General features: G+C 70.4%; 19 protein-coding genes. 13 read left to right on the forward strand and 6 right to left on the reverse strand.

From position 1 onward, the window contains the following. The first annotated feature begins 274 nt into the window (after positions 1-274). Genes ACFVFQ_RS23685 through ACFVFQ_RS23705 form a run of 5 tightly spaced genes read left to right on the forward strand, consistent with a single transcriptional unit; the run spans position 275 to position 5,866 of the window. Entirely contained in the window at positions 275-1,897 is a 1,623-nt protein-coding gene (locus ACFVFQ_RS23685) for an ABC transporter substrate-binding protein (protein WP_383419270.1), read from the forward strand. Positions 1,898-1,917: 20 nt separating this feature from the next. Continuing rightward, positions 1,918-2,841: an ABC transporter permease gene (locus ACFVFQ_RS23690; protein WP_383419272.1), complete on the forward strand. Its 924-nt coding sequence runs from the start codon at positions 1,918-1,920 to the stop codon at positions 2,839-2,841. Next, on the forward strand, positions 2,834-3,817 hold the full coding sequence (locus tag ACFVFQ_RS23695; RefSeq protein WP_383419274.1) for an ABC transporter permease: 984 nt from the start codon (positions 2,834-2,836) through the stop codon (positions 3,815-3,817). Before ACFVFQ_RS23690 ends, ACFVFQ_RS23695 begins: the two co-directional genes overlap by 8 nt. Positions 3,818-3,828: 11 nt before the next feature. After that, positions 3,829-4,842 (forward strand): ABC transporter ATP-binding protein, encoded by a 1,014-nt coding sequence (locus ACFVFQ_RS23700; RefSeq protein WP_383419276.1) that lies wholly within the window; start codon positions 3,829-3,831, stop codon positions 4,840-4,842. Further along, positions 4,829-5,866, forward strand: coding sequence for an ABC transporter ATP-binding protein (locus ACFVFQ_RS23705; RefSeq protein WP_383419278.1), 1,038 nt, complete (start codon positions 4,829-4,831; stop codon positions 5,864-5,866). The genes ACFVFQ_RS23700 and ACFVFQ_RS23705 overlap by 14 nt, the downstream gene beginning before the upstream one ends. Before the next feature lie 73 nt (positions 5,867-5,939). On the opposite strand, the gene ACFVFQ_RS23710 is transcribed toward ACFVFQ_RS23705, so the two are convergent. The 6 genes from ACFVFQ_RS23710 to ACFVFQ_RS23735 all read right to left on the reverse strand — a co-directional run bounded on the left by ACFVFQ_RS23710 (position 5,940) and on the right by ACFVFQ_RS23735 (position 15,400). After that, positions 5,940-7,073 (reverse strand): ABC transporter ATP-binding protein, encoded by a 1,134-nt coding sequence (locus ACFVFQ_RS23710; RefSeq protein WP_383419280.1) that lies wholly within the window; start codon positions 7,071-7,073, stop codon positions 5,940-5,942. 12 nt (positions 7,074-7,085) lie between these two features. Beyond that, positions 7,086-8,153 carry an ABC transporter ATP-binding protein gene (locus ACFVFQ_RS23715; protein ID WP_383419282.1) on the reverse strand — a complete coding sequence of 356 codons (1,068 nt, stop codon included), beginning with the start codon at positions 8,151-8,153 and terminating at the stop codon, positions 7,086-7,088. Between the two features lie 9 nt (positions 8,154-8,162). After that, entirely contained in the window at positions 8,163-9,134 is a 972-nt protein-coding gene (locus tag ACFVFQ_RS23720) for an ABC transporter permease (protein WP_383419284.1), read from the reverse strand. Between the two features lie 116 nt (positions 9,135-9,250). Next, complete coding sequence (locus tag ACFVFQ_RS23725; protein WP_383419286.1) at positions 9,251-11,017, reverse strand: ABC transporter substrate-binding protein; 1,767 nt, start codon at positions 11,015-11,017, stop codon at positions 9,251-9,253. Between the two features lie 136 nt (positions 11,018-11,153). Beyond that, positions 11,154-12,191 carry an ABC transporter permease gene (locus ACFVFQ_RS23730; RefSeq protein WP_383419288.1) on the reverse strand — a complete coding sequence of 346 codons (1,038 nt, stop codon included), beginning with the start codon at positions 12,189-12,191 and terminating at the stop codon, positions 11,154-11,156. Positions 12,192-13,213: 1,022 nt separating this feature from the next. Next, the gene (locus ACFVFQ_RS23735) at positions 13,214-15,400 is read right to left on the reverse strand and encodes a prolyl oligopeptidase family serine peptidase (protein WP_383419290.1); all 2,187 of its coding nucleotides are present in this window, start codon (positions 15,398-15,400) and stop codon (positions 13,214-13,216) included. 233 nt (positions 15,401-15,633) lie between these two features. Between ACFVFQ_RS23735 and ACFVFQ_RS23740 the strand changes: the two genes are divergently transcribed. The 8 genes from ACFVFQ_RS23740 to ACFVFQ_RS23775 all read left to right on the forward strand — a co-directional run bounded on the left by ACFVFQ_RS23740 (position 15,634) and on the right by ACFVFQ_RS23775 (position 24,890). Then, a complete protein-coding gene (locus ACFVFQ_RS23740) occupies positions 15,634-15,828 on the forward strand; it encodes a hypothetical protein (protein WP_383419292.1) in 195 nt (64 codons plus the stop codon). A gap of 112 nt (positions 15,829-15,940) precedes the next feature. Continuing rightward, entirely contained in the window at positions 15,941-16,909 is a 969-nt protein-coding gene (gene mshB / locus ACFVFQ_RS23745) for an N-acetyl-1-D-myo-inositol-2-amino-2-deoxy-alpha-D-glucopyranoside deacetylase (protein WP_383419294.1), read from the forward strand. Continuing rightward, complete coding sequence (locus tag ACFVFQ_RS23750) at positions 16,906-17,463, forward strand: DUF6113 family protein (protein WP_383419296.1); 558 nt, start codon at positions 16,906-16,908, stop codon at positions 17,461-17,463. The genes mshB and ACFVFQ_RS23750 overlap by 4 nt, the downstream gene beginning before the upstream one ends. 297 nt (positions 17,464-17,760) lie before the next feature. Continuing rightward, positions 17,761-20,040, forward strand: coding sequence for a hypothetical protein (locus tag ACFVFQ_RS23755; RefSeq protein ID WP_383419298.1), 2,280 nt, complete (start codon positions 17,761-17,763; stop codon positions 20,038-20,040). 1,208 nt (positions 20,041-21,248) lie between these two features. Next, the gene (locus ACFVFQ_RS23760; RefSeq protein ID WP_383419300.1) at positions 21,249-22,220 is read left to right on the forward strand and encodes an ABC transporter ATP-binding protein; all 972 of its coding nucleotides are present in this window, start codon (positions 21,249-21,251) and stop codon (positions 22,218-22,220) included. Continuing rightward, the gene (locus ACFVFQ_RS23765) at positions 22,217-22,954 is read left to right on the forward strand and encodes an ABC transporter permease (RefSeq protein WP_383419302.1); all 738 of its coding nucleotides are present in this window, start codon (positions 22,217-22,219) and stop codon (positions 22,952-22,954) included. Before ACFVFQ_RS23760 ends, ACFVFQ_RS23765 begins: the two co-directional genes overlap by 4 nt. Beyond that, entirely contained in the window at positions 22,951-24,216 is a 1,266-nt protein-coding gene (locus ACFVFQ_RS23770) for a sensor histidine kinase (protein WP_383419304.1), read from the forward strand. Before ACFVFQ_RS23765 ends, ACFVFQ_RS23770 begins: the two co-directional genes overlap by 4 nt. 68 nt (positions 24,217-24,284) lie before the next feature. Beyond that, on the forward strand, positions 24,285-24,890 hold the full coding sequence (locus tag ACFVFQ_RS23775) for a response regulator (RefSeq protein WP_383419306.1): 606 nt from the start codon (positions 24,285-24,287) through the stop codon (positions 24,888-24,890). Positions 24,891-25,160: the final 270 nt, after the last annotated feature.

The following is a 25,160-nucleotide window of genomic DNA, read 5'->3' on the forward strand; positions in this document are numbered from 1 at the left end:
ACAGGGGCCGCCGCCCGGCACACCGAGAGCACGCACCGACCACCGCCCGGCCCGCCCTCCGGGCGAACGACGGGAGTTTGACGACAGGACCTAGGCCGCTGCCGACGGATCCCCGGGGCGCGGGGATCGTTCGTCCGAGGGGTTTCCCGTGGGGTTCGGAGCAGTGGCGGACGGTGCTGGGGTGCGCTGGGTCCCGGCGTGGGCTGTGATGTGGGCTACGGCTGGCCCAGGCGGTCAGGCGTGAGCCCGCAGTCCGGACCGTCAAGGAGGCGCCATGCGCGGAGCCGCGCGCGCGAAGTGGGCCGTCGGCGCGGCGGCCCTGGCCCTCGCGGCCTCCGCCTGCGGGGGCGGCACCGCGGGCCCGGGCGGCTCCGCCGTGGTCAGCGCCTCCTGGGGGGACCCGCAGAATCCGCTGGAGCCGGCCAACACCAACGAGGTGCAGGGCGGCAAGGTCCTGGAGATGCTGATGCGCGGTCTGAAGCGCTACAACCCCAAGACCGGCGCCGCCGAGAACGTCCTGGCCGACCGCATCGAGACCACCGACGCCCGGCACTACACCGTGACGCTCAAGCCCGGCTGGACCTTCAGCAACGGCGAGAAGGTCACCGCCAAGTCCTTTGTGGACGCCTGGAATTACGGGGCGCTGCTCGACCACAAGCAGAAGAACGCGTCCTTCTTCCAATACATCGACGGCTTCGACAAGGTCCACCCCGACAAGGGCACGGCCACCGCGAAGACCCTCTCCGGACTGAAGGTGAAGGACGACCGCACCTTCACCGTCGCCCTCAACCAGAAGTTCTCCAGCTGGCCGGACACCCTGGGCTATTCGGCGTTTATGCCGCTGCCGCAGGCGTTCTTCCGGGACCACGAGGGCTGGTTGAAGAAGCCGATCGGCAACGGCCCGTACATGGTGGACTCCTACGACAAGGGCACCGTGCTGCGGATGCGGAAATGGAAGAAGTACCCCGGCCCGGACCCGGCCCAGAACGGCGGCATCGACCTACGGGTCTACACCGACAACGACACCGCCTACACCGACCTCCAGGCCGGGAATCTGGACCTCGTCGACGACATCCCGGCCTCGCAGTTGCGCAACGTCCGCAGCGACCTCGGGGACCGCTATCTCAACCAGCCGGCCGGCATCATCCAGACCCTCACCTTCCCCATGTACGACCCGCAATGGGGAAAGCCGGGCCGGGAAAAGGTGCGGCGCGGGCTGTCGATGGCGATCGACCGGCAGCAGATCACCAAGGAGATCTTCCAGCACACCCGGACCCCGGCCACCGACTGGACCTCGCCGGTCCTGGGGGAAAAGGGCGGTTACCAGGCCGGGGTGTGCGGCGATGCCTGTGACTTCAATCCGGCCAAGGCCCGGCAACTCATCAAGGAGGGCGGGGGACTTCCCGGCGGCCGGCTGACCCTCACGTACAACGCGGACACCGGCTCCCACAAGGACTGGATCGACGCCGTCTGCAACAGCATCAACAAGACGCTGGGCAACGACCGGGCGTGCGTGGGGAATCCGGTCGGCACCTTCGCCGACTTCCGCAACCAGATCAGCGCCCGGCACCTGACCGGTCCCTTCCGGGCCGGCTGGCAGATGGACTACCCGCTGATCCAGAACTTCCTCCAGCCGCTCTACTACACCGGCGCCTCGTCCAACGACGGGAAATTCAGCAACGCCGCGTTCGACAGGCTGGTCAACGAGGCGAACGCGGCGCCCGATGCGCGGCAGGCGGTGGCGAAGTTCCAGGACGCGGAGCGGATTCTCGCCCAGCAGATGCCGTCCATTCCGCTGTGGTACCAGAACGGCAGCGGCGGTTATTCGGAACGGATCAGCATGGTGCGGCTCAATCCGTTCAGCGTGCCGGTCTACAACGAGATCACGGTCGGCTGACCACGAAAGCGGGCGCGCTCATGGGACGTTATGTGATCCGGCGGCTGCTCCAGATGATCCCGGTCTTCATCGGCAGCACCTTCCTGATCTTCGTCATGGTCTACGCGTTGGGCGATCCGGTCGCCGCGATGTTCGGTGACCGGGCGCCGGACCCGGCCACCGCGGCGCAGATCCGCCACGACCTCTACCTCGACCAACCACTGTGGAAGCAGTACCCGCACTACATGGGCCAGATCTTCCGCGGGAACTTCGGCACCGCGTTCAACGGCCGGCCGGTGACCGAGCTGATGTCCACGGCCTTCTCGGTCACCCTGCGGCTCACCCTGGTCGCGATCGTCCTCGAAACGCTGGTGGGCGTCGCGCTGGGCGTGTTCAGCGGGCTGCGGCGCGGCCGGAGCATCGACACCACCGTGCTGGTGCTGACCCTCGTCGTGGTCTCGGTGCCGACCTTCGTCAGCGGCTATCTGCTCCAGTTCGTCTTCGGCGTGAAGCTTCAGACGGCCGCACCGACCGTCGCACTGGAGGCGCCGCTGGGCCAACTGCTGCTGCCCGGGCTGGTGTTGGCGCTGGTCTCGCTCGCCTACGTCACCCGGCTGACCCGCACCTCGATCGCGGAGAACGCCCGCGCCGACTACGTCCGCACCGCCGTCGCCAAGGGGCTGCCCCGGCACCGGGTCATCACCCGCCATCTGCTGCGCAACTCCCTGATCCCGGTCGTCACCTTCATCGGCACCGACATCGGGGCGCTGATGGGCGGCGCCATCGTCACCGAACGCATCTTCAACATCCACGGCGTCGGCTACCAGCTCTACCAGGGCATCCTCCGGCAGAACTCGCCGACCGTGGTGGGCTTCGTGACGATCCTGGTGCTGGTGTTCCTGATCGCCAACCTGCTGGTCGACCTGCTGTACGCCGTCCTCGACCCGAGGATCCGCTATGCCTGAGTCGTACGTCCCCAAGGAAGCCGTCGGTCACGGTGACGGCGGCACCGCCGCGCTCGCCATCGGCGCGGCCGAATCCCTGGAGCGCGCCCCCGGCGCCGCGCCCCCGCTCCCGGGCGGCGAACCCACCGGAAAGCCCCGCAGCCTGTGGAGCGACGCCTGGCACGACCTCAGTCGCAACCCGGTGTTCGTGATCTCCGCGTTGGTCATCGTCTTCCTGGTGGTCATCGCCATCTGGCCGCAGGCGATCGCCACCGGCAACCCCTACCGCGCCGACCTGTCCAAGGCCCAACTGGGCGCCTCGCCCGGCCACCCCTTCGGCTTCGACACCCAGGGTCGGGACGTCTACACCCGGGTCGTCTACGGGGCCCGCGCCTCCATCACCGTCGGCACCTGCGCCACCGCCGGTGCCGCCCTCCTCGGCAGCCTCCTCGGCGGCCTGGCCGGCTTCTTCGGCGGCTGGTGGGACACCCTGCTCTCCCGGATTGCCGACATCTTCTTCGGTATTCCGGTCCTGCTGGGCGGGCTGGTCTTCCTCTCCGTGGTCATCAGCACCACCGTCTGGCCGGTGGTCGGCTTCATCGTGCTGCTCGGCTGGCCGCAGATCGCCCGGATCGCCCGCGGTTCGGTCGTCACCGCCAAGCAGAACGACTACGTCCAGGCCGCCCGGGCGCTGGGTGCCGGCAACGGGCGGATGCTGCTGCGGCACATCGCGCCCAACGCCGTCGCCCCCGTCATCGTCGTCGCCACCATCGCGCTGGGCACCTACATCTCCCTGGAGGCCACGCTGTCCTACCTCGGTGCGGGCCTGAAGCCGCCCACCGTCTCCTGGGGCATCGACATCTCCGCCGCCTCCACCCACATCCGCAACGCCCCGCACATGCTGCTGTGGCCCGCGGGCGCGCTGAGCATCACGGTGCTGGCGTTCATCATGCTCGGCGACGCGGTGCGCGACGCCCTCGACCCCAAGTTGCGCTGAGGAGGCGTCAGATGACGAACCGCGACGGCGCGGACCCCGAGGGGGCACTGCTGGACGTCCGGGACCTCCAGGTGGAGTTCCGCACCCGCGACGGCGTCGCGAAGGCCGTCAACGGCGTCAGCTACACCGTGGCGGCCGGGCAGACGCTGGCGGTGCTCGGCGAGTCCGGCTCCGGCAAGTCCGTCACCGCGCAGGCCGTGATGGGCATCCTGGACTCCCCGCCGGGCTTCGTCACCGGCGGGGAGATCCTCTTCCAGGGGCGCGACCTGCTCACCCTGGGCCGGGAGGAGCGTCGCAGGATCCGCGGCGCCAAGATGGCGATGATCTTCCAGGACGCGCTCTCCGCCCTGAACCCGGTGCTCAGCGTCGGCGCCCAACTCGGCGAGATGTTCCGGGTGCACACCGGTGCGTCCCGTAAGGAGACCCGGGCGAAGGCCGTTGCGCTGATGGAACGGGTCGGCATCCCGGCCGCGCGGGCGCGGGTGGGCGACTACCCGCACCAGTTCTCCGGCGGGATGCGCCAGCGCATCATGATCGCCATGGCGCTCGCCCTGGAGCCGGACCTGATCATCGCGGACGAGCCGACCACCGCCCTGGACGTCACCGTGCAGGCCCAAGTCATGGACCTGCTCGCGGAGTTGCGCCGGGAGTACCGGATGGGGCTCGTCCTGATCACCCACGACCTGGGCGTGGTCGCCGACGTCGCCGACACCATCGCCGTGATGTACGCGGGCCGGGTCGTCGAGACCGCCCCGGTTCACCAGCTCTACAAGGCGCCCGCGCACCCGTACACCCGCGGCCTGTTGGAGTCCGTGCCCCGCCTGGGACACCAGGGCCGGGAGCTGCACGCGATCAAGGGCCTGCCGCCGAACCTCACCGCCGTCCCGCCGGGCTGCGCCTTCCACCCCCGCTGCCCGCTCGCCCGCGACGTCTGCCGCACTGACCGCCCGCCGCTGTACGAGGTCGGGCCGGGGCGGGCCAGCGCCTGTCACTTCTGGAAGGAGGCCATGAATGGCGGCAGTTGACGCACCGCTCCTCGAAGTCCGCGATCTGGTCAAGCACTTCCCGCTCACCCGCGGGGTGCTGGTCAAGAAGCAGGTCGGCGCGGTCAAGGCGGTCGACGGGGTCTCCTTCGCGCTGCGGCCGGGCGAAACCCTCGGCATCGTGGGGGAGTCCGGCTGCGGCAAGTCCACCGTGGCCCGGATGCTGGTCGGCCTGGAACGCCCGACCTCCGGTCACATCCGCTACCGCGGCGAGGACCTCACCCGCCTCTCCGGCCGCGCCATGAAGGCCGTCCGCCGCAACATCCAGATGGTGTTCCAGGACCCCTACACCTCGCTCAACCCCCGGATGACGGTCGGCGACATCATCGGCGAGCCCTACGAGATCCACCCCGAGGTGGCGCCCAAGGGCGACCGCCGGCGCCGGGTCCAGGAACTCCTCGAAGTCGTCGGCCTCAACCCGGAGTTCGTCAACCGTTATCCGCACCAGTTCTCCGGCGGCCAGCGGCAGCGCATCGGCATCGCCCGTGGACTCGCCCTCCGCCCGGAGATCATCGTCGCGGACGAGCCGGTCTCCGCCCTCGACGTCTCCGTGCAGGCCCAGGTGGTCAACCTGCTGGCCCGCCTCCAGAACGAGTTCCACCTCTCCTACGTCTTCATCGCGCACGACCTGTCCGTCGTGCGGCACCTCTCCGACCGGGTCGCGGTGATGTACCTCGGCAAGATCGTCGAGTTGGGCACCGGCGAGGAGATCTACGACCACCCCACCCACCCGTACACCCAGGCGCTGCTCTCCGCCGTCCCGGTGCCCGATCCCGAGGCCCGGGACCGCCGGGAGCGCATCCTGCTCAGCGGCGACGTGCCCTCGCCGGCCGACCCACCGTCCGGCTGCCACTTCCGCACCCGCTGCTGGAAGGCCCAGGAACTGTGCGCCCGGGTCGAGCCGCCGCTGACCGTCCCGACGGACTTCCGACATGTCCAGGGCCCGGTGCGGCATCCGTCGGCTTGCCACTTCGCGGGGGAGCGGCGGGGGGTGTTGAGCGAGTAACGGGCCCACGACGCACCAAAGCCCGCTTCCCTTGAGGGAGGCGGGCTTCAGCGTTGTCGTGCGGGTGTGCGGGTCAGTCCTGCTGCTCGTCCGCCCCGTTCACGCCCTCGATCGCCGCCAGTGCCGGGTCCAGGACGATGTCCTCGCCGCGGGCCGCCGTCGTCGGCTCCTCCGGGAAGTGGCAGGCCGTCAGGTGGCCGGCATCGCTGCCGCCGAGTTGGACCAGCGGCGGCTCCTCGGTCGCGCACTTGTCCTGGGCCTTCCAGCAACGGGTGCGGAAGCGGCAGCCGGAGGGCGGGTTGACGGGGGAGGGGACGTCGCCGGCGAGGCGGATCCGTTCGCGGTCGTCCTCGCCCTCCTCCGTCAGCCGCGGCTCGGGGACGGCCGAGAGCAGGGCGTGGGTATACGGGTGGCGCGGGCGGTTGTAGATCTCGTCACGGGTGCCGACCTCGACGATCTTGCCGAGGTACATCACCGCGACCCGCTCGCTGAAGTGCCGTACGACGGCCAGGTCGTGGGCGATGAAGACGAACGCGATGCCCAGCTCGCGCTGGAGGTCCTGGAGCAGGTTGACCACCTGCGCCTGGATGGAGACGTCGAGGGCGGAGACCGGCTCGTCCGCGACGATCAGCTTGGGTTCCAGGGCGAGCGCGCGGGCCACGCCGATGCGTTGGCGCTGACCGCCGGAGAACTCGTGCGGGAAGCGGTTGTAGTGCTCGGGGTTGAGGCCGACGGTTTCCAGGAGCTCGCGGATGCGCTTCTCGCGGCCGCCCGTTGGGTTGATGCCGTTGATCTCCATCGGGCCACCGATGATGGTGCCGACCGTCTGCCGCGGGTTCAGCGAGGCGTACGGGTCCTGGAAGATCATCTGGATCTCGGAGCGGACCGGCGCCAGCGCCTTGCGGTTGGCGTGGGTGATGTCCTGGCCCGCGTAGGTGATCTTGCCGGAGGTGGGCTCCATCAGCCGGGTCAGCAGTCGCCCCGTGGTCGACTTGCCGCAGCCGGACTCGCCGACCAGGCCGAAGCTCTCGCCGGCGTGGACGGTCAGGTCCACCGCGTCGACGGCCTGGACGGCACCGACCTTCCGCTTGAACGGGAAGCCGCCGTAGATCGGGAAGTGCTTGGTCAGCCCCTCGGCGGTGAGCAGTGGCTCGCCCTGGGCGGGCGCGGGGGTCCGGGGCGCGGGGAGGGTGTCGTTCTTGGACATGGTGGTAACTCCCTAGCCCAGCCGGGGCTTGATCTGCTCGGTGAAGAGGGTCTGCTTCTGCTCGGCGGTCAGATGGCACGCGGCGGCGCGGCCCACTCCCAGCGGCGGACGCTCGGTGGTGCAGCGGTCGCCGTCGACCTCCGCGGTGAAGGCGCAGCGCGGGTTGAAGGCGCAGCCGGAGGGCGGGTTGAGCAGGCTCGGCGGGGAGCCCGGGATCGGGTGCAGCGACTCGGTGACGTCGGAGGAGAGCCGCGGCATCGAGCTGAGCAGGCCCCAGGTGTACGGGTGGCGGGGCTCGCTGAGGATCTCCTTGACGGTGCCGCGCTCGACCGCCCGGCCCGCGTACATCACCAGCACGTCGTCGGCGGTGTCGGCGACCACGCCGAGGTCGTGGGTGATCAGGATGATCGCGGAGCCGAACTCCTGCTGGAGATCCTTGAGGAGGTCCAGGATCTGCGCCTGGACGGTGACGTCCAGGGCGGTGGTCGGCTCGTCGGCGATCAAGAGCTGGGGGTTGCAGGCCAGCGCCATGGCGATCATCGCGCGCTGGCGCATACCGCCGGAGAACTGGTGCGGGTAGTCGTCCACCCGCAGGTTGGGCTGCGGGATGCCGACCTTGGTCAGCATCTCGATCGCCCGCTGCCGGCCCTCGCGCTTGTTGGCGCCGGTGTGCTTCATGAACGGCTCGGCGATCTGCCGGCCGACGGTGTAGTACGGCGACAGGGCGGTCAGCGCGTCCTGGAAGATCATCGCCATCTTGTTGCCCCGGAGCTTCTCCAGGGTCTTCTCCTTGGCGCCGGTGAGCTCCTGGCCGTCCAGGTGGATCTCACCGGTGATCTCGGTGGCCTTGGGGTTGTGCAGCCCCAACACCGCCAGGTTCGTCACGGACTTGCCGGAGCCCGACTCGCCGACGATGCCCAGGGTCTTGCCGCGCTCCAGGTCGAAGGAGAGGCCGTCGACCGCCTTGACGATGCCGTCCTCGGTGGAGAAGCGGACGTGCAGGTCGCGGACGGAGAGGAAGGAGCCGGTGCCGGACCCGTTCGGGGCCGGCGTCTCCGCGGTCTTGGTGGGTGTGGTCACGACTTTCTCCTAGGACAGGCGCACGCGCGGGTCGATGAACGCGTACGCCGCATCCACGATGATGTTGAAGACCAGGATCAGGGCGGCGCTGAAGATCATCACGCCCATCACCATGGGCAGGTCCAGGGTGATGACCGAGTCGACCGCCAGCCGGCCAAGTCCCGCCAGCTGGAAGGTGAATTCGGTGATCATCGCGCCGCCGAACAGCGACCCCAGGTCCACACCGAGGATGGTGACGATCGGGATCAGCGAACCGCGCCAGGCGTAGCGCAGGAAGACGTAACGCGCCGGCATGCCCTTGGCCTTGGCGGTGCGGACGTGCTCCTCCTGAAGCTGCTCGATCATCGTCGAGCGCGCCATACGGGTGTACTGCGCGGTGAAGATCGTCGCCATCACCAGCCACGGGATCAGCAGGCCCGTGAACCAACCGGCCGGATTGCTGGTGAGGTTCACGTACTGGGGCGCGGCCATGATGCCGCTGTAGACGAAGATGCCCAGCACGACGGGGCCGAGGATGTAGATCTGCACCGAGCTGAGGATCATCGACGCACCGGTGACCGCCTTGTCCAGCAGCGTGCCGCGCTTCCAGGCCGCGATCAGGCCGGCGCCCAGGCCGATCACCAGGAAGGCCACGGCACCGCCGAAGGCCAACGACGCGGTGAGCGGCAGTCGGTCCATCATGGTGTTCCAGACGTCCTGCTTGGTGGCGAAGGAGTAGCCGAAGCAGGGGGCGGCGCAGTGGCCGAGGGTGAAGTCGCGGCCGGCGAAGATGCCGACGAGGAAGTGCCAGTACTGGACCGGCACGGGCTGGTCCAGCCCCAGGTTCTTGTGGATCAGCGCGACGTTGTCGGCCGTGCAGTTCTTGCCGCAGGCCATCAGCGCGGGATCGCCCACGGAGAAGAAGACGAAGAACGTGAAGGCACTTAGAAGGACGAGGATGACGACCGCGCCGATCGTCCGGCGAAGGAGGAAGGGAAACATGACAGTTCGCTGCTCTCAGGACGGCGGCTGCAGTGGGGTGAGGGGTGGCGGGAAGGCCCCGGAGTGCGCGCCCCGCCTTGCGCGCGCACTCCGGAATGCCTTCGGCTGGGTGCTGCTTACTTCTTGACGAACAGCGTGTTCACGTCGAGGTAGTTGGTGTCCGTGTTGTAGCGGATACCGCCGATCTTCGAGCCGTAGAGCTGGAGCGACTTGACGAAGAAGACCGGGGCGGCCGGGTTGATCTTCTCCACGATGTAGTGGTGGAGCTTCTGCCACTCCGCGGTCTGCTTCTTGGCGTCCGGGATCTGCCGGATGCGGTCGATCTCCTGGCTGATCTTCGGGTCGCGGACGTGTGAGTAGTTGGTGGCGCCGTCCGCGATGGTGCGGCCGTCGTAGGACGGCGGGATCACCGTGGAGGCGTCCGGCCAGTCCTGGCCCCAGCCGGTCAGGTAGATGTCGAAGCCGTTGTCGACCTTGCCCATCTGCTGGTACCAGGAGGAGGAGTCGATTTCCTTCTTCTGCACGTCGAAGCCGGCCTTGGCCAGCCCGTCGGCGATGGCGACCGCTTCCTTCTGCCGGATCTCGGTGTTGGCGTAGGCGTAGACCAGCTTCATGCCGGTCTTGCCGGCTTCCTTGAGGAGCTGCTTGGCCTTCTCCGGGTCGCCGTTGGGCTTCTTCAGCTTGCCGTAGGGGTCGTAGCCCTTCTCGTAGCCCGCGACGGTCGGGGAGAGCAGACCGCCGGCGACCTCACCGCCGTAGCTGCCGCCCTCGATCCGGACGACCTGCTGGCTCGGCAGCGCGTAGGTGATGGCGTCACGGATCCGCTTGTCCTTGATGCGGTCCATGTTCATGTTCAGCTGCCAGACGTAGGGCTGGTAGCCCTGCACCAGGCGCTTGCTGGCGCTGGGGTTGCTCAGCACCTGCTTGGTCAGCGTCGGCTCCACGGCGTTGGTGAAGCTGATGGCGGTCTTGTCGCTGCCCTGATCGGCCATCAACCGCTTGGTGGAGTCCGAGAACTGGTGGTTGAAGGAGATGTTGTAGCCGTCGACGTACTGGTGGCGCGCCGGGTCGGTCTTGGGGTCCCAGTTGGTGTTTCGCACCAGCTGCATGGACTTGCCGGACTTGAAGGACGCGATCTTGTACGGGCCGGTGCTGACCGGCTTGACGTCGTAGTTGTCCTTGGTGTCCTTGGCGCTGTCCGGGACGGCGCTGTAACCGGCCATCGCCAGCGCGTAGGGCAACTGCGTCTGCGGCGCCTTGAAGTGGAAGACGATGGTCTTGCCGTCCGGGGTGTCCAGGACCGACTTGGGCAGGTGGTCGCCCTTGTACGGACCGTCCGGCAGCGCCTTGCGGTAGGCCGTGCCGTCGCCCGAAAGCCACTGCTGGATGTAGGTGGGACCCTCGGTGATGAACGGCGCGTACATTCGCTCGATGGAGTGCCGGATGTCCTTCGAGGTGATCGGCGTGCCGTCCTCGAACTTGATGCCGTCCTTGAGCGTGTACGTCCAGGTCTTGCCGCCGTCGGACATCTTGCCGGCGTCGGTGGCCAGGTCGCCGACGAGGGTCTTGTTGCCCTTGTCGTCCTGGGTGTAGGTGGTCAGGCCACGGAAGATCAGCTTGGCCAGGTCGCCCACGTCGCTGACGTACATCTGGGCCGGGTCCAGGTGGTTGTAGCTGTCCCGCTGGTAGACGGTGATGGCGCCGCCGTTCTGCGCGCCCGGAACCGCGGCCGCGGGGCCGTTGGACTGCGCCGCGGTGCCGAGCGGCACCACCTTGGACTGGGTGGCCGCGTCCTTGTCGGTCTGTGCGTTGTCCTTGCCCGTGCGGCCGCCGCTGCTGCAACCGGTGAGCGCGAGCGAACCGGCCGCCAGGGCCACGATCATCGCGCGAGCTCTACGCGTGGAGAGTGCATTCATGAGGATCCAAGCACCTGCCTGTCAGTCGTTGTCCCGATGTGCTGTCTGACGCATCCGGTGCGTCACCGGCGCGGGGGTGACAGCTCCCCCGTCAAAAGGGCGATCAGCGCCCGGACTTGGGGTCAAAGGCGTCCCGTACCGAGTCCCCGAGCAGGTTGAAGCAGAGCACGAAGATCACCATCGCGGCGCCGGGGAAGAGAAGGTAGGTCGGGTCGTTCTCGTAGATCTGGCCGGCCGTCTTGAACAGCCGCCCCCAGTCGGGAGTGGGGTCCACGATGCCGACGCCCATGAAGGACAGGCCGGCCTCCGCCGTCACGAACAGCGGGAGCATGTAGGTGCTTTGCACGAGGATCGGGGTCACCACGTTGGGGAGCAGTTCCTTGGTGATGATGCGCCAGGGGGAGGCGCCGGTGATCCTCGCGGCCTCGACGAAGTCGCGCTCCCGTAGGGACATCACCTGTCCGCGCAGCAGACGGGCCAGGCCCATCCACCCCAGCGCCCACTGCACGAGGATCAGCGCGATCACGCGGATGTAGGTGGGGGTCTCGTCGCCCGGTGCCACGAAGAGCGCGATCACCGCGGGCATGAACGCCACGAACGTGAGCTGGCTGGGGAAGGCGAGCAGGAAGTCGATCAGCCGGCCGACCCAGTAGTCGGTCTTGCCGCCCAGGTAGCCGGCCGTGATGCCGATGATGGTGCCGGTGATGACCACCAGGATGGTGACCGCGAGCGAGATGCCCAGCGAAGTCCGCATGCCGTACAGCAGGTTGGTGAACAGGTCGCGGCCGAGGCCCGGCTCGATGCCGAACCAGAAGTCGCTGGACATGCCGCCGTTGGGCCCCGCCGGGTAGCTGAACTCGTCGAGCAGGCTGGGGTCCTGGCCGCCGTAGAGGGTGTACGGGTCCTTGCCGTAGAGCGAGGCGATTACGGGTGCGAGCGCGGCGACGACGAAGAAGGCGAGCACGACGATCGCGCAGATCACGCCACTGCGGTCGCGCTTGAAGCGCGCCCACATCAACTGCCCGGGGGAACGGCCGACGAGCTCACCGCCCGTGCCCTTCTTCTTCTCCTTCTTCAGACCCTTGGGCGCAGGTCCTGGTGAATCAGCCGTGCTGACCGCGGTCTGGGATGGACTAGTCATCGCGAAGTGCCCCCGCGCCGAGTTCTCTTGGAACGTGAAGCGGCACCGGTCGCACCGCTGGATGAGCGCGACTTTCGCAAGTGGTTTATGGCGGAGTCAAGGGTATGAGGTGTGCTCGTGCACAGGTCGTCCGCTTCTTGAGCGAAGATTGCGCAGATCGTCGCCATGGCGTGCTTGACATGGGTTCGTCATGTGCCGCATATGGGACATCTCGCCGTCAATTGCTTTAACATGCGGGCAACTTGGCCGTCGCAACACCGATATACGGACGCGCCATGATGAACACCGTACGGCCGTGCGGGTGCCGTAGGTCGGCCGGGATGCCAAACGGCGTCCCGGCCGACCGTCGTTTTGTGCGGCTTTCGCGGTCTGGTTCCCGCCATGTCTGTTGTCCGAGGGTTGAGATGGGAGTAGACCTGCGGTAGCGCCTTCACGAATGCGGGGGCGCGGTGCCGCTTCGCGGGGTTCGGCCCACGTTGTTGGCTTTCCCGCCGCGCGGGTTGCTTTTTGCGCCTGCGGCGCGGGTCCGCTGCGCGGGGCTGTTGGGTGCGGTGCCGGGTCTCCGGGGTGGGTGTGCAGGACTGCTTCGCTTTACGTCCTGCACACCCACCCCTCCGCCCCGTCCCCTCCCGTTGGGGGTGGGGGAAAACGGTGGTCGCTGGCTTCTTCTGGTGGGTCAACTGAGGCTTCTGGCTGGGGTGGTGGCCGTCAGAGGACCGGTTACGCCAGCCCCCACTCACCTGTCCCACCACCCCCCCAACGGGAGGGGGCGGGCCGGAGGGGCAGGGGTTCCGGACGTAAAGCGAAGCAGTCCGGAACCCCTGCCCCGGAGGCCCGTCACCGCAGCCGATAGCCCCGCGCAGCGGATAACAAGCCCGCGCCGCAGGCGCTACGGCGGGAAAGCCGACAACGTGGGAAGCGGGCAGAGCGCAGCGACACCGCGCAGCGGACAATAAGCCCGCGCCGCAAGGCGCAAAGACAGCAACCCGCGCGGCGGGAAAGCCAACAACGTGGGAAGCAGGTCAAGCGCAGCGGATCCCCAACGCCCGTCTGAGGAAGTCCACTTGGAACAGCAGCAGATTCTCCGCCACCTGTTCCTGGGAGGCCATGTGCGTCACCCCCGTCAGCGGCAGCACCTCGTGCGGCCGGCCGGCGGCCAGCAGCGCCGAGGAGAGCCGCAGGGAGTGCGCCACCACCACGTTGTCGTCCGCCAGGCCGTGCACGATCAGCATCGGGCGGTGTGGCTGCGCCGCGCCCGACAACCCCTCGTCCGTCACCAGGGAGTTGCGCGCGTACACCGCCGGCTCCTCGTCGGGGTGGCCCAGATACCGCTCCTGGTAGTGGGTGTCGTAGAGCCGCAGGTCGGTGACCGGCGCCCCCACCACCGCGGCGTGGAAGACGTCCGGCCGGCGCAGCGCGGCCAGGCCCGCCAGATAGCCGCCGAAGGACCAGCCGCGGATCGCCACCCGCGTCAGGTCCAGGGGGAAGGAGTCGGCCAGCGCGGTCAGCGCGTGGACCTGGTCCTCCAGGGTCACCGACGCCAGCTCCCGGGAGATCGCCTTCTCCCAGGCGGGGGAGCGGCCCGGGGTGCCCCGGCCGTCCGCCACGATCACCGCGAAGCCCTGGTCGGCGAACCACTGGGAGGTCAGATGGGCGTTGTGCGCGGCGACCACCCGCTGGCCGTGCGGGCCGCCGTACGGGTCGAGCAGCACCGGCAGCGGGCCGTCGCCCTCCGTATAGCCGGTGGGCAGCAGCACCGCGCACGGGATGCGGCGCTCGCCGGCGAGCACCAGCCGCGGCCGGGCGGCGAGATGGGGCGTCTCGGCATGCGAGCCGATGACGGCCAGCGTCTTCTCGGCGCCGTCCGGATCCAGCCGGACCACCTCCGAGGTGGCGCCCGGACGCTCCAACGACGCCTGGGTCAGCACCATCAGCGCCCCGCTGCGCACCGCCGAGGACACCGTCGGATACGGCCGCTCGCCGACCCGCTCCCAGGTCGTCAGGGCCGGGGAGGCGCCGCCCTCCTGGCCGCCGCTGTGGAACCACGCCCGATAGACGCCGATGTCGTGCAACTCCGGCCCGCTGGCGGCGAACAGGACATCGTCCTCGCCGATGTCCAGCACCGCGCGGACGTGCAGCGGCTCCCCGGTCAGCGGCCGGTCGCCGACGAACAGCTTCCGGGCGCCGCCCTCGTCGGCGATCCGCACCAGCCGGCCGTCGGGCGTCCAGCCCGGTGCTCCGGGGAACGGCTCGACCCACACCTCGTCCTGGTCCTCGTGCAGCACGGCGGTCTCGCCCGTCTCCGGGGCGACCGTCAGATAGCGCTGGGCCCGTTGGTCCCGGGTCTGCACCAGGAGCAGCGGCGGGCCGGCCGCCGACCAGTGGACGCGGGCCAGATACGGATAGCGCGCGGTGTCCCAACGGACGTCCGTACGGGCGCCGTCCAGCCCGAAGAAGGCCAAGGAGACCTCGGCGTTGGCGGTGCCGGCCGCCGGATACGGCACCTGGGATGGCGCCCGGTCCGGATGCGCGGGGTCGGCGATCCACCAGCGGGCCACCGGCGACTCGTCGACCCGGGCGGCCAACAACCGGTCGCTGTCGGGGGACCACCAGAAGCCGCGGTGGCGGCCCATCTCCTCGGCCGCGATGAACTCGGCCAGCCCCCAGGTGACATCGGGGCCTTCGGGCTCCGCCAGCGCGCGGTCCGCGGCCGCGCCGCCGTCCCCGCCGCCGTCCGCCGCGACGACCCGCAGCGCGCCGCCCGACACATAGGCGACATGGCGGCCGTCGGGGGACGGGCGGGGGTCCACCACCGGGCCGGCCGCGGGGAGTTCGCGGGTGGTGCCGGCCCGCAGCTCGGAGACGAACAGTCGTCCCGAGAGCGCGAAGGCGGCCAACTCCACCGCGGTGTCGACCGCGTAGCCGACGATGCCGGCAGAGCCCTCGCGGCTGCGCTCGCGGCGCGCCCGCTCCTCGGGCGGCAGGTCCTCCTCCGCGCCGGCCAACAGGGCGTGCGGGTTTGCGGCGGTGAACTCCCGTCCGCCGTCCAGCTCCACGACCCAGAGCTGCTGGCTGCGGTCGGTGCCGGTGGCGGAGCGGAGGAAGGCGACGCGGGTGCCGTCGGGGGCCAGGGCGAAGGCGCGCGGGGCGCCGAGCGTGAAGCGCTGGGTACGCGCCGAGTGCCGGGGGAAGGGCAGCTGTCCGGTCATGTGCCGAGCCTACGGCGGCAGTGGCCGCGGCGGGTGGGACTGTGGAAAACGGCGTGCGCCCCCACCGTGCTCCGGTGCACCGACTTATGCGCAACGACGGAAAGTTATGATCCCATGCGCGTAGGGGGTGCGGGGTACAAGAGCCCTTGGCATACCCGGGTACGTCGTGCTGTCCGTTTGGCTCACGTACCGTCAACTCTGTCCGGACCATGCGTACTTGGAGGTGGGCCGCCGTGGCACTCTCGATTTCGGCGGTGGTGCTGCTGGCGATCATCGTCTTCTTGTTGATCAAGAAGTCCGGGCTCAAGGCGTTGCATGCCTTCGTCTGTATGCTGCTCGGCTTCTATCTGGCCAGCTCGTCCGTAGCCCCGACGATCAAGAGCCTGACGACCAACGTCGCGGGGATGATCGGCGGCATCAAGTTCTGAGCCGCTGACCGCCCCTCCGCCGGCCCGCCCCGGCTCCGTGCTCCGGCGGGCCCCGGGGCGGTCGTGCAGAGCGGCCTCCGGGGGCGCGGCGGCCGGCTCGTAGGCTGTCCGCATGACCTCCCACCCGCCCGCGGGGCGCAGCGACGCTCCCAGTCGCCGCCTCCTCCTGGTGCACGCGCACCCGGACGACGAGTCGATCAACAACGGCGCCACCATGGCCAGGTACGCGGCCGAGGGCGCCCGGGTCACGTTGGTGACCTGCACCCGTGGCGAGGAGGGCGAGGTCATCCCGCCCGGGCTCGCCCACCTGGCACCGGACCGCGACGACGCCCTGGGCCCGTACCGCGTCCGCGAACTGGCCGACGCGATGGCCGCCCTCGCCGTCACCGACCACCGCTTCCTCGGCGGCCCCGGCCGCTACCGGGACTCCGGGATGATGGGCGCGCCCCAGAACGACCGGGCGGACTGCTTCTGGCAGGCCCCCGTGGACGAGGCCGCGGCCCACTTGGTGGCCGTCATCCGGGAGGTCCGTCCCCAGGTCCTGGTCACCTATGACCCGAATGGCGGATACGGGCACCCCGACCACATCCAGGCCCACCGCGTTGCGATGCGGGCCGCCGAGCTGGCCGCGCGGGCCGACTTCCGCCCGGACCTCGGCGGCGCGTATGCGATCGAAAAGATTTACTGGAACTGCAACCCCCGCTCGGAGGTCGAGGCCGGTCTGGCCGCGGTGGCCGCTGCCGAGCACGGCTTCGCCGGGGTCGCGGCGGTGGGCGAGATCCCCGGCGTGGTGCCCGACGACGCGGTCACCGCGACGCTCACCGGCACGGACGGATACGCGGAGGCGAAGGCCGCGGCGATGCGCGCGCATGTGACGCAGATCGTGATCGACGGGGCGTTCTTCGCGCTCTCCAACAACCTGGGCCAGCCGCTGTTCGGCACCGAGCACTACCGGCTGGTGCACGGGAAGTCCGGCGCGGCCGACGGGGAGCGTGAGGACGATCTCTTCGCGGGGATCGCGGAGTCGGCCGGTTCGACGGGGGCGCCCGAGCGCGCCCGACGTGAGGAGGCGGCGGAATGACGACGTCGAAGGGCGGCGGGACCGCGGCCCGGCGCGGCCCCCACAAGGGCGGCGCCGACGCGGACAAAGGCCCTGACAAGGGCGCGAACAAGGGGCAGCGGACCCGGGCGTCCGGTGGCGGCGCCGCGGCGCGCGGCGGCACCCCCGCGGCGCCGCCGGGCGGGGCCCCCGCGAGCGCGCCGTTGACGCCGGGCCGGGTGGGCACCTACGTCCTGCTGCTGGTGGCCGGTGTCCTGGTCGCGCTCGCCGGCACGCTCGTCCAAGCGGCCTGGTTCCCGGGCGGGTTGCTGCTGGCGCTGGCCGGAATTGGTGCCCTCTTCTACGGGGGTTCCAGGGCGACCGGGACCGCGGGCGGGGTGCTGGTGCCCGGCGCTGCCTGGCTGGTGACGGTGTTCCTGCTGATCAGCGACGTTCGACCGGAGGGCGACTTCCTGTTCGGGCCGGGGCTCGGTTCGTACGCCTTCCTCCTGGGCGGCATCGTGATCGCTGTGATCTGCGCCACCGCGCACCAGTTCCGCGCTACCGCCGCGCCCCGTGGCCGAGTTGGCGGATGACGCGGCCCATATCGGGGCGTGTGCCGCGTAGTTGCGGGCGACCGGCCCCCATGCCGGCGGCACGGCCGATGCGGCGGCCTTGCCGCGCACTCGGAGTGCCGGACGGCGGCGGACAGTATGGTGGTGCGCGCCGCCGCGCCGCCCTGGGGGCGCCCCTCCAGCTGACGTTGGAGGCTCCCCGCCCGGCCTTCAGGTCGGGGGATCATGTCTGACGAGCGGCGGAGCCAACCGGGAGAACCTGCTTTGAGTCGTGAATCTGACAGTTCGTCCTCCGGCCCTCGGGGTCGTGGCGGAGCCGTGTACCCGTCGGGGACACCGCCCTACGGCTCGCCCAGGGGAGAAGCCGGCGAGGCGTCGGCGTCCGGATCCGCGGACCGGCCGGAGGAGCCCAAGACCGAGACCACGCTGACGACGCGGATCAAGATCAATATCCCGGGGTCCCGCCCCATCCCGCCGGTCGTCGTGCGCAAGCCCGTCGGTGAGGAGTCCGGCATGAACGCATCGGCTGCATCCGGCGGTTCCGCCGGCGGCTCCGGGTCCCAGGGGACGTCCCGCCCGGCCTTCGGTGGCGAGCGGGCCGCCGAGCGGACGGCGCAGACGCCGCGACCGGAGGCGGCGGACGAGGCACCCGCCGCCCCGAAGGAGAAGACGACCAGCGACTGGTTCGCGCCGCGCAAGCCCCAGGGGCCGGCCGGTGGGCAGTCGTCCACCACGGGCACCCACCAGGTGCCGGGGACGCCGGCAGCGGCGGCGGGCGGCCCGGCCACCCAGCAGCGCCCGGACCTGCCGTACTTCTCGGACGCCCCGGCGGCGGCCTCCGGGCCCGCACCGCAGGGCGGCGGCACGCCCTTCGACGGCGGCCGCGGCCACACCGCCGCGCCCTACGAGAACGACCCGCTGGGCGGCGACCCCCTGGGCGGCGCTCCGTTGGGCAAGGACCCCCTGGGCAACGACCCGCTGGGCAGTGGCCCGTTGGGCAAGAAGCCGCTGGACAACGACCCGTTGGGCAAGGGCCCGACGGGCGGCGATCCCCTGGGGGGCGACCCCTTCGGTGGCGACGCGCCCGGTGGCGACCCGTTGGCCGGCCCCTCCCCGTTCGACGGTGGTCCGCGCGCCGAGGCGTCGCCCTTCGACGGCAGCCCGCGCGGCGGCTCGCCGTTCGACGCCCCGGCGCGGCCCGCCGCCGACCGCAGCCCGTTCGACGGCCCGCAGGGCCCCAGCGGCGCGACGGCCGGCCCGGCGCGCGGCGACTCCGCGCTCGACCTCCCGCCCGGGTTCAGCGACCCCAGCGCCGGGAAGAGCGCCGCCGGCCGACTGAGCGACGACACCGCCGAGCTCACCCCGCAGCCCCCGGCCGGTGCCGGCCCCGGCGTCAGCGGCGGCATCGCGGGCGGCCTGGGCGCTCCCCGTCAGAACAAGGGCGCCGGGCCTGGCCCCAAGGGCGGCCCGCGCAGCGGCGGCCCCGTTGGCCAGGTGTCCGGCGACACCCTGGTCGGCGGGATCCCCAAGGTTCCCGGGAAGGACGGTCCGAAGACCGCCACCCCGTTCGCCGCGGCCCCCGGCAAGGGCGAGGAGGGCGCGGCCGCCAAGCCCCGCCCCAAGATCCCCGAGCCGATCAACCCGCCCAAGAAGGGCCGCAACAAGCTGGTGCTCCTCGGCGTCGCCGTGGTCGTCCTGGCCGGCGTCGCCTACGGTGCCGGACTGCTGCTCGACCACGCCGACGTGCCGAACAACACCACCGCGCTCGGCGTGGACATCGGCGGCAGCTCCAAGGACGACGCGGTCAAGAAGCTGGAGACCGCCCTCAAGGACCGCCGCACCGCACCGCTGAAGATCACCGTCGACGGCAAGTCCGAGAGCCTGCTGCCCGCCCGGGCCGGCCTGGACATCGACCTCCAGGCGACGGTCCGCAACGCGGCCGGCCGGGACTACAACCCGGTCTCCGTCATCGGCTCGCTCTTCGGCGTCAAGCGCACCGCCCAGCCGGCGGTGATCGCCGACAAGGAGAAGCTGGGGGTCGCGCTCCAGAGCGTGACCGGCCCGGCGGACGCCACCGCCGACGGCGGGATCACATTCGAGAACGGCAAGGCGGTGCCGCACTACGGCGCGCCCCACAAGGCGATCGACGCCGCGGCCTCCGAGAGCAAGATCACCGACGCCTATCTCAACCGCGTCAGCACCGGCAGCGACGCTCCCGTGGTGCTCGCCGCCACCACCCAGCAGCCCAAGGTCAGCAAGGCCGCGGTGGACAAGGCGCTCAAGCAGTACGCCGAGCCGGCGATGTCCGGGCTGATCACGGTGCGGACGGACCCCCGGCACGCGGTCTCCTTCAGCCCGCAGAAGTCCATCCCGAAGTTCTTCTCGTTCAAGATCGTGAGCGGCGAGCTGGTGCCCTACTACGACCGGCCGGCCCTCAAGGAGCTCTACGGGACCACCTTCGACGGCGTCATGGTGACCAAGGGCGACGGCAGCAAGCACCCGGTCAGCGTCGAGGAGGTGGCCAGCGCGGTGGGCAAGGCGCTGCAGGGCACCACCCCGGCCGAGCGCGTCCAGACCATCGCGACCAACGGCAGCTGACGGCCGGGATTTCCGCTTCCCGACCGCCGTATCCTCGACACCAGCAGGTCAGAGGCCCTTTCGTCCAGTGGGCGGAAGGGCCTCTGACGTTGCGGAACCCTTGAGAGCACATCAGGTCGCAGCGGCGAGTTCGCCGGTCTTTTGCCGGTCTCCAGGGCGGCCAGCCCGCTCGGCGAGCTTCTGGGCCTTCCGTGCCGTCTTCTCGGCCTTCTCTCGGCCTTCTCTCGGCCTTCTCCCGGTCTTCCTCAGCGCCTTGGGCTGCCTGCTTCCTTTGTTCCGCCAAGTGTCGACGTGAGAGCGGGAGTTAGTCCCCTAATTCCAGGGGAGTTGCGGACTGGTTCCTGCCGCAAATTCCTCGACGGTGTCTTCTGTGAGGCGTGAACGCCCGTCCTCTTTACCGAACGTGGCGCTGTAGTTGCTGTGTTGGGTAGTCGTATTCTTCGCCGTGGTGGTGGCGGTGGTGCTCCCGGCCGTGCTCGTTCTCGTCGCTGTCTTTGCCGAACGAGTTGATGCACGCGTTGCTGTGACACCCATTCCACATGCCGCCGTGGTGGCTGCTGCCGTTTCCGCCGGAGCCATTGCCGCCGGAGCCGTTTCCACCGGAGTCGGTGCCCGGGGGGCACGGCGGGGCCGAGCAGTGGGGCGCCAGGTAGGCGGAGGATGACGCGAATGCGTGCGGTGTCGAGGTGGGGATTCCTGCCGCGCTGACGGCGCCGGCGGTTGTCATGGCGAGTATGGGGGCTGCGCACACGGCAACGGCAACTCTTCGCACGGTGGCTTTCGTTGAGCGCATGGTGATATCCCTCGTTTCGGTCGAGGGTCGTTCTTGGGTATCGGTAGTTGGTTCCGGTGACCTTGTTCGTCCCGTATCAAGACGCTCAGCGTCAGCTTTATTCTCCGCCCTTCTGATGGATTCCGGGAGAGTTCGCGGAACGCGGTGGGCAGCCGACATCTTCGCGTCATAAGGCAGTTCGCGGAGCCGTTCGGGGAGCGCGTTTCGAAGGCCACGGTCGGCTCGGCACGCATGAGGCTGCGAACTAGGAGGAGCCGCGAGCGCCCAGAGGGGGAGGCATTACCGCAGGTCAGAGGTCCGCTGGGGAGAGTCCTCCGGGATTCCCCTAGGGGGCCTCACCCATGACATCTGTCATGCCGCTTTGCGGACACCTGACACTGCCGGACGACACCGTCGGTCGAGGAAACTCGATGCCATGACGACGACAGCGACCACCACACTCACCGCCGCGCAGGACGCGGGACGGGCCCCGGTGGTCAGCTTCCAGGGGGTCAGTAAGAGTTACGGCGCGGTGCGCGCGGTGGCCGACCTCCACCTGGAGCTGCACCCCGGCGAGACCGTCGCCCTCCTCGGCCCCAACGGCGCGGGCAAGTCCTCCACCCTCGACCTCCTCCTCGGCCTGCGCACCCCGGACACCGGCGAGGTCTCCCTCTTCGGCACCACCCCGCAGCGCGCCATACAGGAGGGCAGGGTCGGCGCGATGCTGCAGAGCGGCGGCCTGATGGAGGGCGTCAAGGTCCGCGAGCTGGTCCGGCTCGCCCGCGATCTGCATCCGCGCGGCTATTCCGTGGACCAGATCATGGCCACCGCCGGCATCACCGACATCGCGGACCGGCTCGTCGGCAAGCTCTCCGGTGGCCAGGAGCAGCGGGTGCGCTTCGCCCTCGCCACCGCCGGCGCCAACGACCTGATCGTGCTCGACGAGCCCACCACCGGCATGGACGTCTCCTCCCGGCAGACCTTCTGGGGCGCCATGCGCCGCCAGGCCGACGACGGCCGCACCGTCCTCTTCGCCACGCACTACCTCGAAGAGGCCGACGAGATAGCCGACCGCGTGATCGTGCTGCACCGCGGCCGGGTGCTGGCGGACGGCACCTCCGCCGAGATCAAGGCCCGGGCCGGCGCCCGCCGGATCACCTTCGACCTGGACGAGCTGCCCGACCGCAGCGCGCTGGAGGTCCTGCCGCACCTGACGTCCCTGACCGTGTCCCACAGCGGCTCCGCCGCGGGCGCCGCGCGCACCGTCCGCATCCAGTCACAGGACGCCGACGCCACCGTGCACGCCCTCTACGGCCTCGGTCTCTACCCGCGCAACCTCGAAGTCTCCGGCCTTGGCCTGGAGCAGGCGTTCATCGCCATCACCACCGCCGAGGAGGCGGCCCGATGACCACTCTGATCAAGCTGGAGATCCTCCGCGCGCTGCGGAACAAGAAGTTCATGTTCTTCTCGGTGATCTACCCGCCGGCGCTCTACGCCCTCATCGCCGGCGGTGCCGACGACAAGCCGCTCACCGGCACCGGCCTCACCATGGGCCTCTACTACATGGTCTCGATGGCCGCGTTCGGTGCCATGACGGCCGTCCTGCTCGGCAACAGCGAGCGGATAGCCAAGGAGCGCGAGCAGGGCTGGGTGCGTCAGCTCCGGCTGACCGCGCTGCCCGGCCGGGGCTATGTCGCCGCGAAGATAGCCGCCGCGGCGACGGTCAGCCTGCCCTCGATCCTGCTGGTCCTGCTCGCCGGCGCGGTCGTCAAGGACGTCCGGCTCGAAGCCTGGCAGTGGCTCGCCATCGCCGTCGGCACCTGGCTCGGCAGCTTCGTCTTCGCCGCCCTGGGCGTCGCCATCGGCTACGTGGCCACCGGCGACGCGGTCCGCCCGATCTCCATGCTCTGCTTCTTCGCGCTGGCCTTCCTCGGCGGATTGTGGATGCCGATGACGCTGCTGCCACAGTGGGTGCAGAACATCTCCGAATGGCTCCCGACGCACGCCTACGCGGCGCTGGGCACCGCCGTCGAGGCAGGCGGTGCCCCGCACGCCAAGGACGTGGCCATCCTGCTGGGCTACCTCATCCTCTTCGTGGGCGGTGCGGCTTGGCTGTACCGCAAGGACACTCGAAAGGCATGAGACCGGTGAAGACGAGGAGCGTGGTGGACGACCGCAACCCGGTGCTGATCGGGCAGCGGCCACGCAGCCGCCGCCAGGCCATCGGCAAGTCGATGTGGATCGCCATCTGGCTGCTCTACCTCGCCGGCCCGGTGGCCGAGCTGGGCAACCGCGGCTTCAGCACCGGCCAGCGGATATGGGGCGTCGTCGGCCTCACGCTCTTCGTCCTCGCCTACGTCCTCCTGGTCTTCCGCCATCTGTTGCGGAAGCCGCCGCTCGCCCTGCGGCACACCCCGCTGGTCGTGATGGTGCTGCTCTCCGTCCTCCTGACCTGGACGCTGGGCTACTCCTGGCTGGTGCTGTTCATCTTCACCAGCGTGGCCTCCGCGGTGGTGCTGCCCTGGCAGCGCTCCCGCTGGGTCATCCCGCTCATCACCGCGGTGCTGATCGCCGTCGGCATCCGCTATCCGGAGATACGCAACTACTACCTCTTCGCCTACGCGTTGCCCGCCCTCGGCAGCGGCTTCGTGATGGTCGGCGTGCAGAACCTGGTCCGTACGACCCAGGAACTGCGGGCCGCCCGGGAGGAGGTCGCCCGCCTCGCCGCCAACGAGGAGCGCCTGCGGCTCGCCCGCGATCTGCACGACCTGCTCGGGCACTCGCTCTCGTTGATAACGCTCAAGAGCGAGCTGGCCGGGCGGATGCTGCCCGGCCGCCCCGACGACGCCGCCAAGCAGGTCGCCGACATCGAGCGGGTCAGCCGCCAGGCCCTGGTCGACGTCCGCGAGGCGGTCACCGGCTACCGCCGCCCCCGCCTGGCGGTGGAGCTGGCCGGCGCTCGCGCCGCGCTGCGCACGGCCCAGATCGCGCTCACCGTCGACCCGTCGCTGGAGGAGGAGCACCGCGGGCTGACCGACGACACCGAGGGCGCCCTGGCCTGGGCGCTGCGCGAGGCGGTCACCAACGTCGTCCGGCACAGCGGCGCCCGCCGCTGCGAGCTGCTGCTCACCGAGGAGTGGGAGGTGGACGAGCGCCGCTACGTCTGCCTGACCGTGGCCGACGACGGGGACGGCCCGTCCCGCGCCCAGCACGACGGCAACGGCCTCGCCGGCCTGCGCGAGCGGCTGGCGCTCACTGACGGCCATCTGGAGACCGGCCAGGCCCCCGGCTCCGGCGGCTTCGTCCTGCGGGCCTTCGTCCCGCTGCGCGCCCCGGCCCCGTCCCCGGACGGGCCGATATCCACGCCGGACAGCTCCCCGGAGCCGGTGAACGGCCCCGCCTAAGGGGCGCCCGCTGCCCCGCGTACGGACTCCCGGCCGCCGTGCCCGCGCCGGGCCGTAAGCTGGCCCGCATGATCCGACTCCTCCTGGCCGAGGACCAGTCGATGGTCCGAGAGGCGCTGGCGGCGCTGCTGTCCCTGGAGGACGACCTGGAGGTCGTCGCCCAGGCGTCCCGCGGTGACGAGGTCCTCGCCCAGGCCAGGGCGCACGCGATCGACGTCGCGCTGCTGGACATCGAGATGCCGGGGATGACCGGGCTGGACGCCGCGGCCCGGCTGCGCGACGAGCTGCCCGGCGTGAAGGTCGTCATCCTCACCACCTTCGGCCGCCCCGGCTATCTGCGCCGCGCCATGGAGGCCGGCGCGGACGCCTTCCTGGTCAAGGACGCCCCGGCGGCCCAGCTCGCGGACGCGGTGCGCCGGGTGCGGCACGGCGAGCGGGTCATCGACCCGGCGCTGGCGGCGGCCGCGCTGGCCGACGGCGCCAGCCCGCTGACCGAGCGCGAGCGCGATGTCCTCCGGTCCGCCGCCGACGGTGCCACCAACGCCGAGATCGCCACCGCCCTCCACCTCTCCCAGGGCACGGTCCGCAACTACCTCTCGCTCGCCATCCAGAAGACCGGCGCCCGCAACCGCGCCGAGGCCGTCCGCACCGCCCGCGACAAGGGCTGGCTCTAGGGCCGGTCCGATGGGGCAGGGGCTGACCGGGGCCGGGGCGTCTGGCACGGCACCTCGTGGCGTTGCCGAAGCGTCCCCATAGCTTCGCTGTCAGGCCGCTCCGGCCTTGCGATGCACCGCACCAGACGCCCCAGCGCCAGTCAGCCCCTGCCCCATTAGACAGGTCCCAGGGCGTTTCCAACGGCCCACGCCCGCCCCCGCGCCGCCGGCCGCGCCCGGGACCTCCGTCGGGCGTTCCGGCGGACCTTCGCCCCTGTGCGGGCGCGCGGA

It is taken from the genome of Streptomyces sp. NPDC057743 (assembly GCF_042798755.1).
GTDB lineage: Bacteria > Actinomycetota > Actinomycetes > Streptomycetales > Streptomycetaceae > Streptomyces.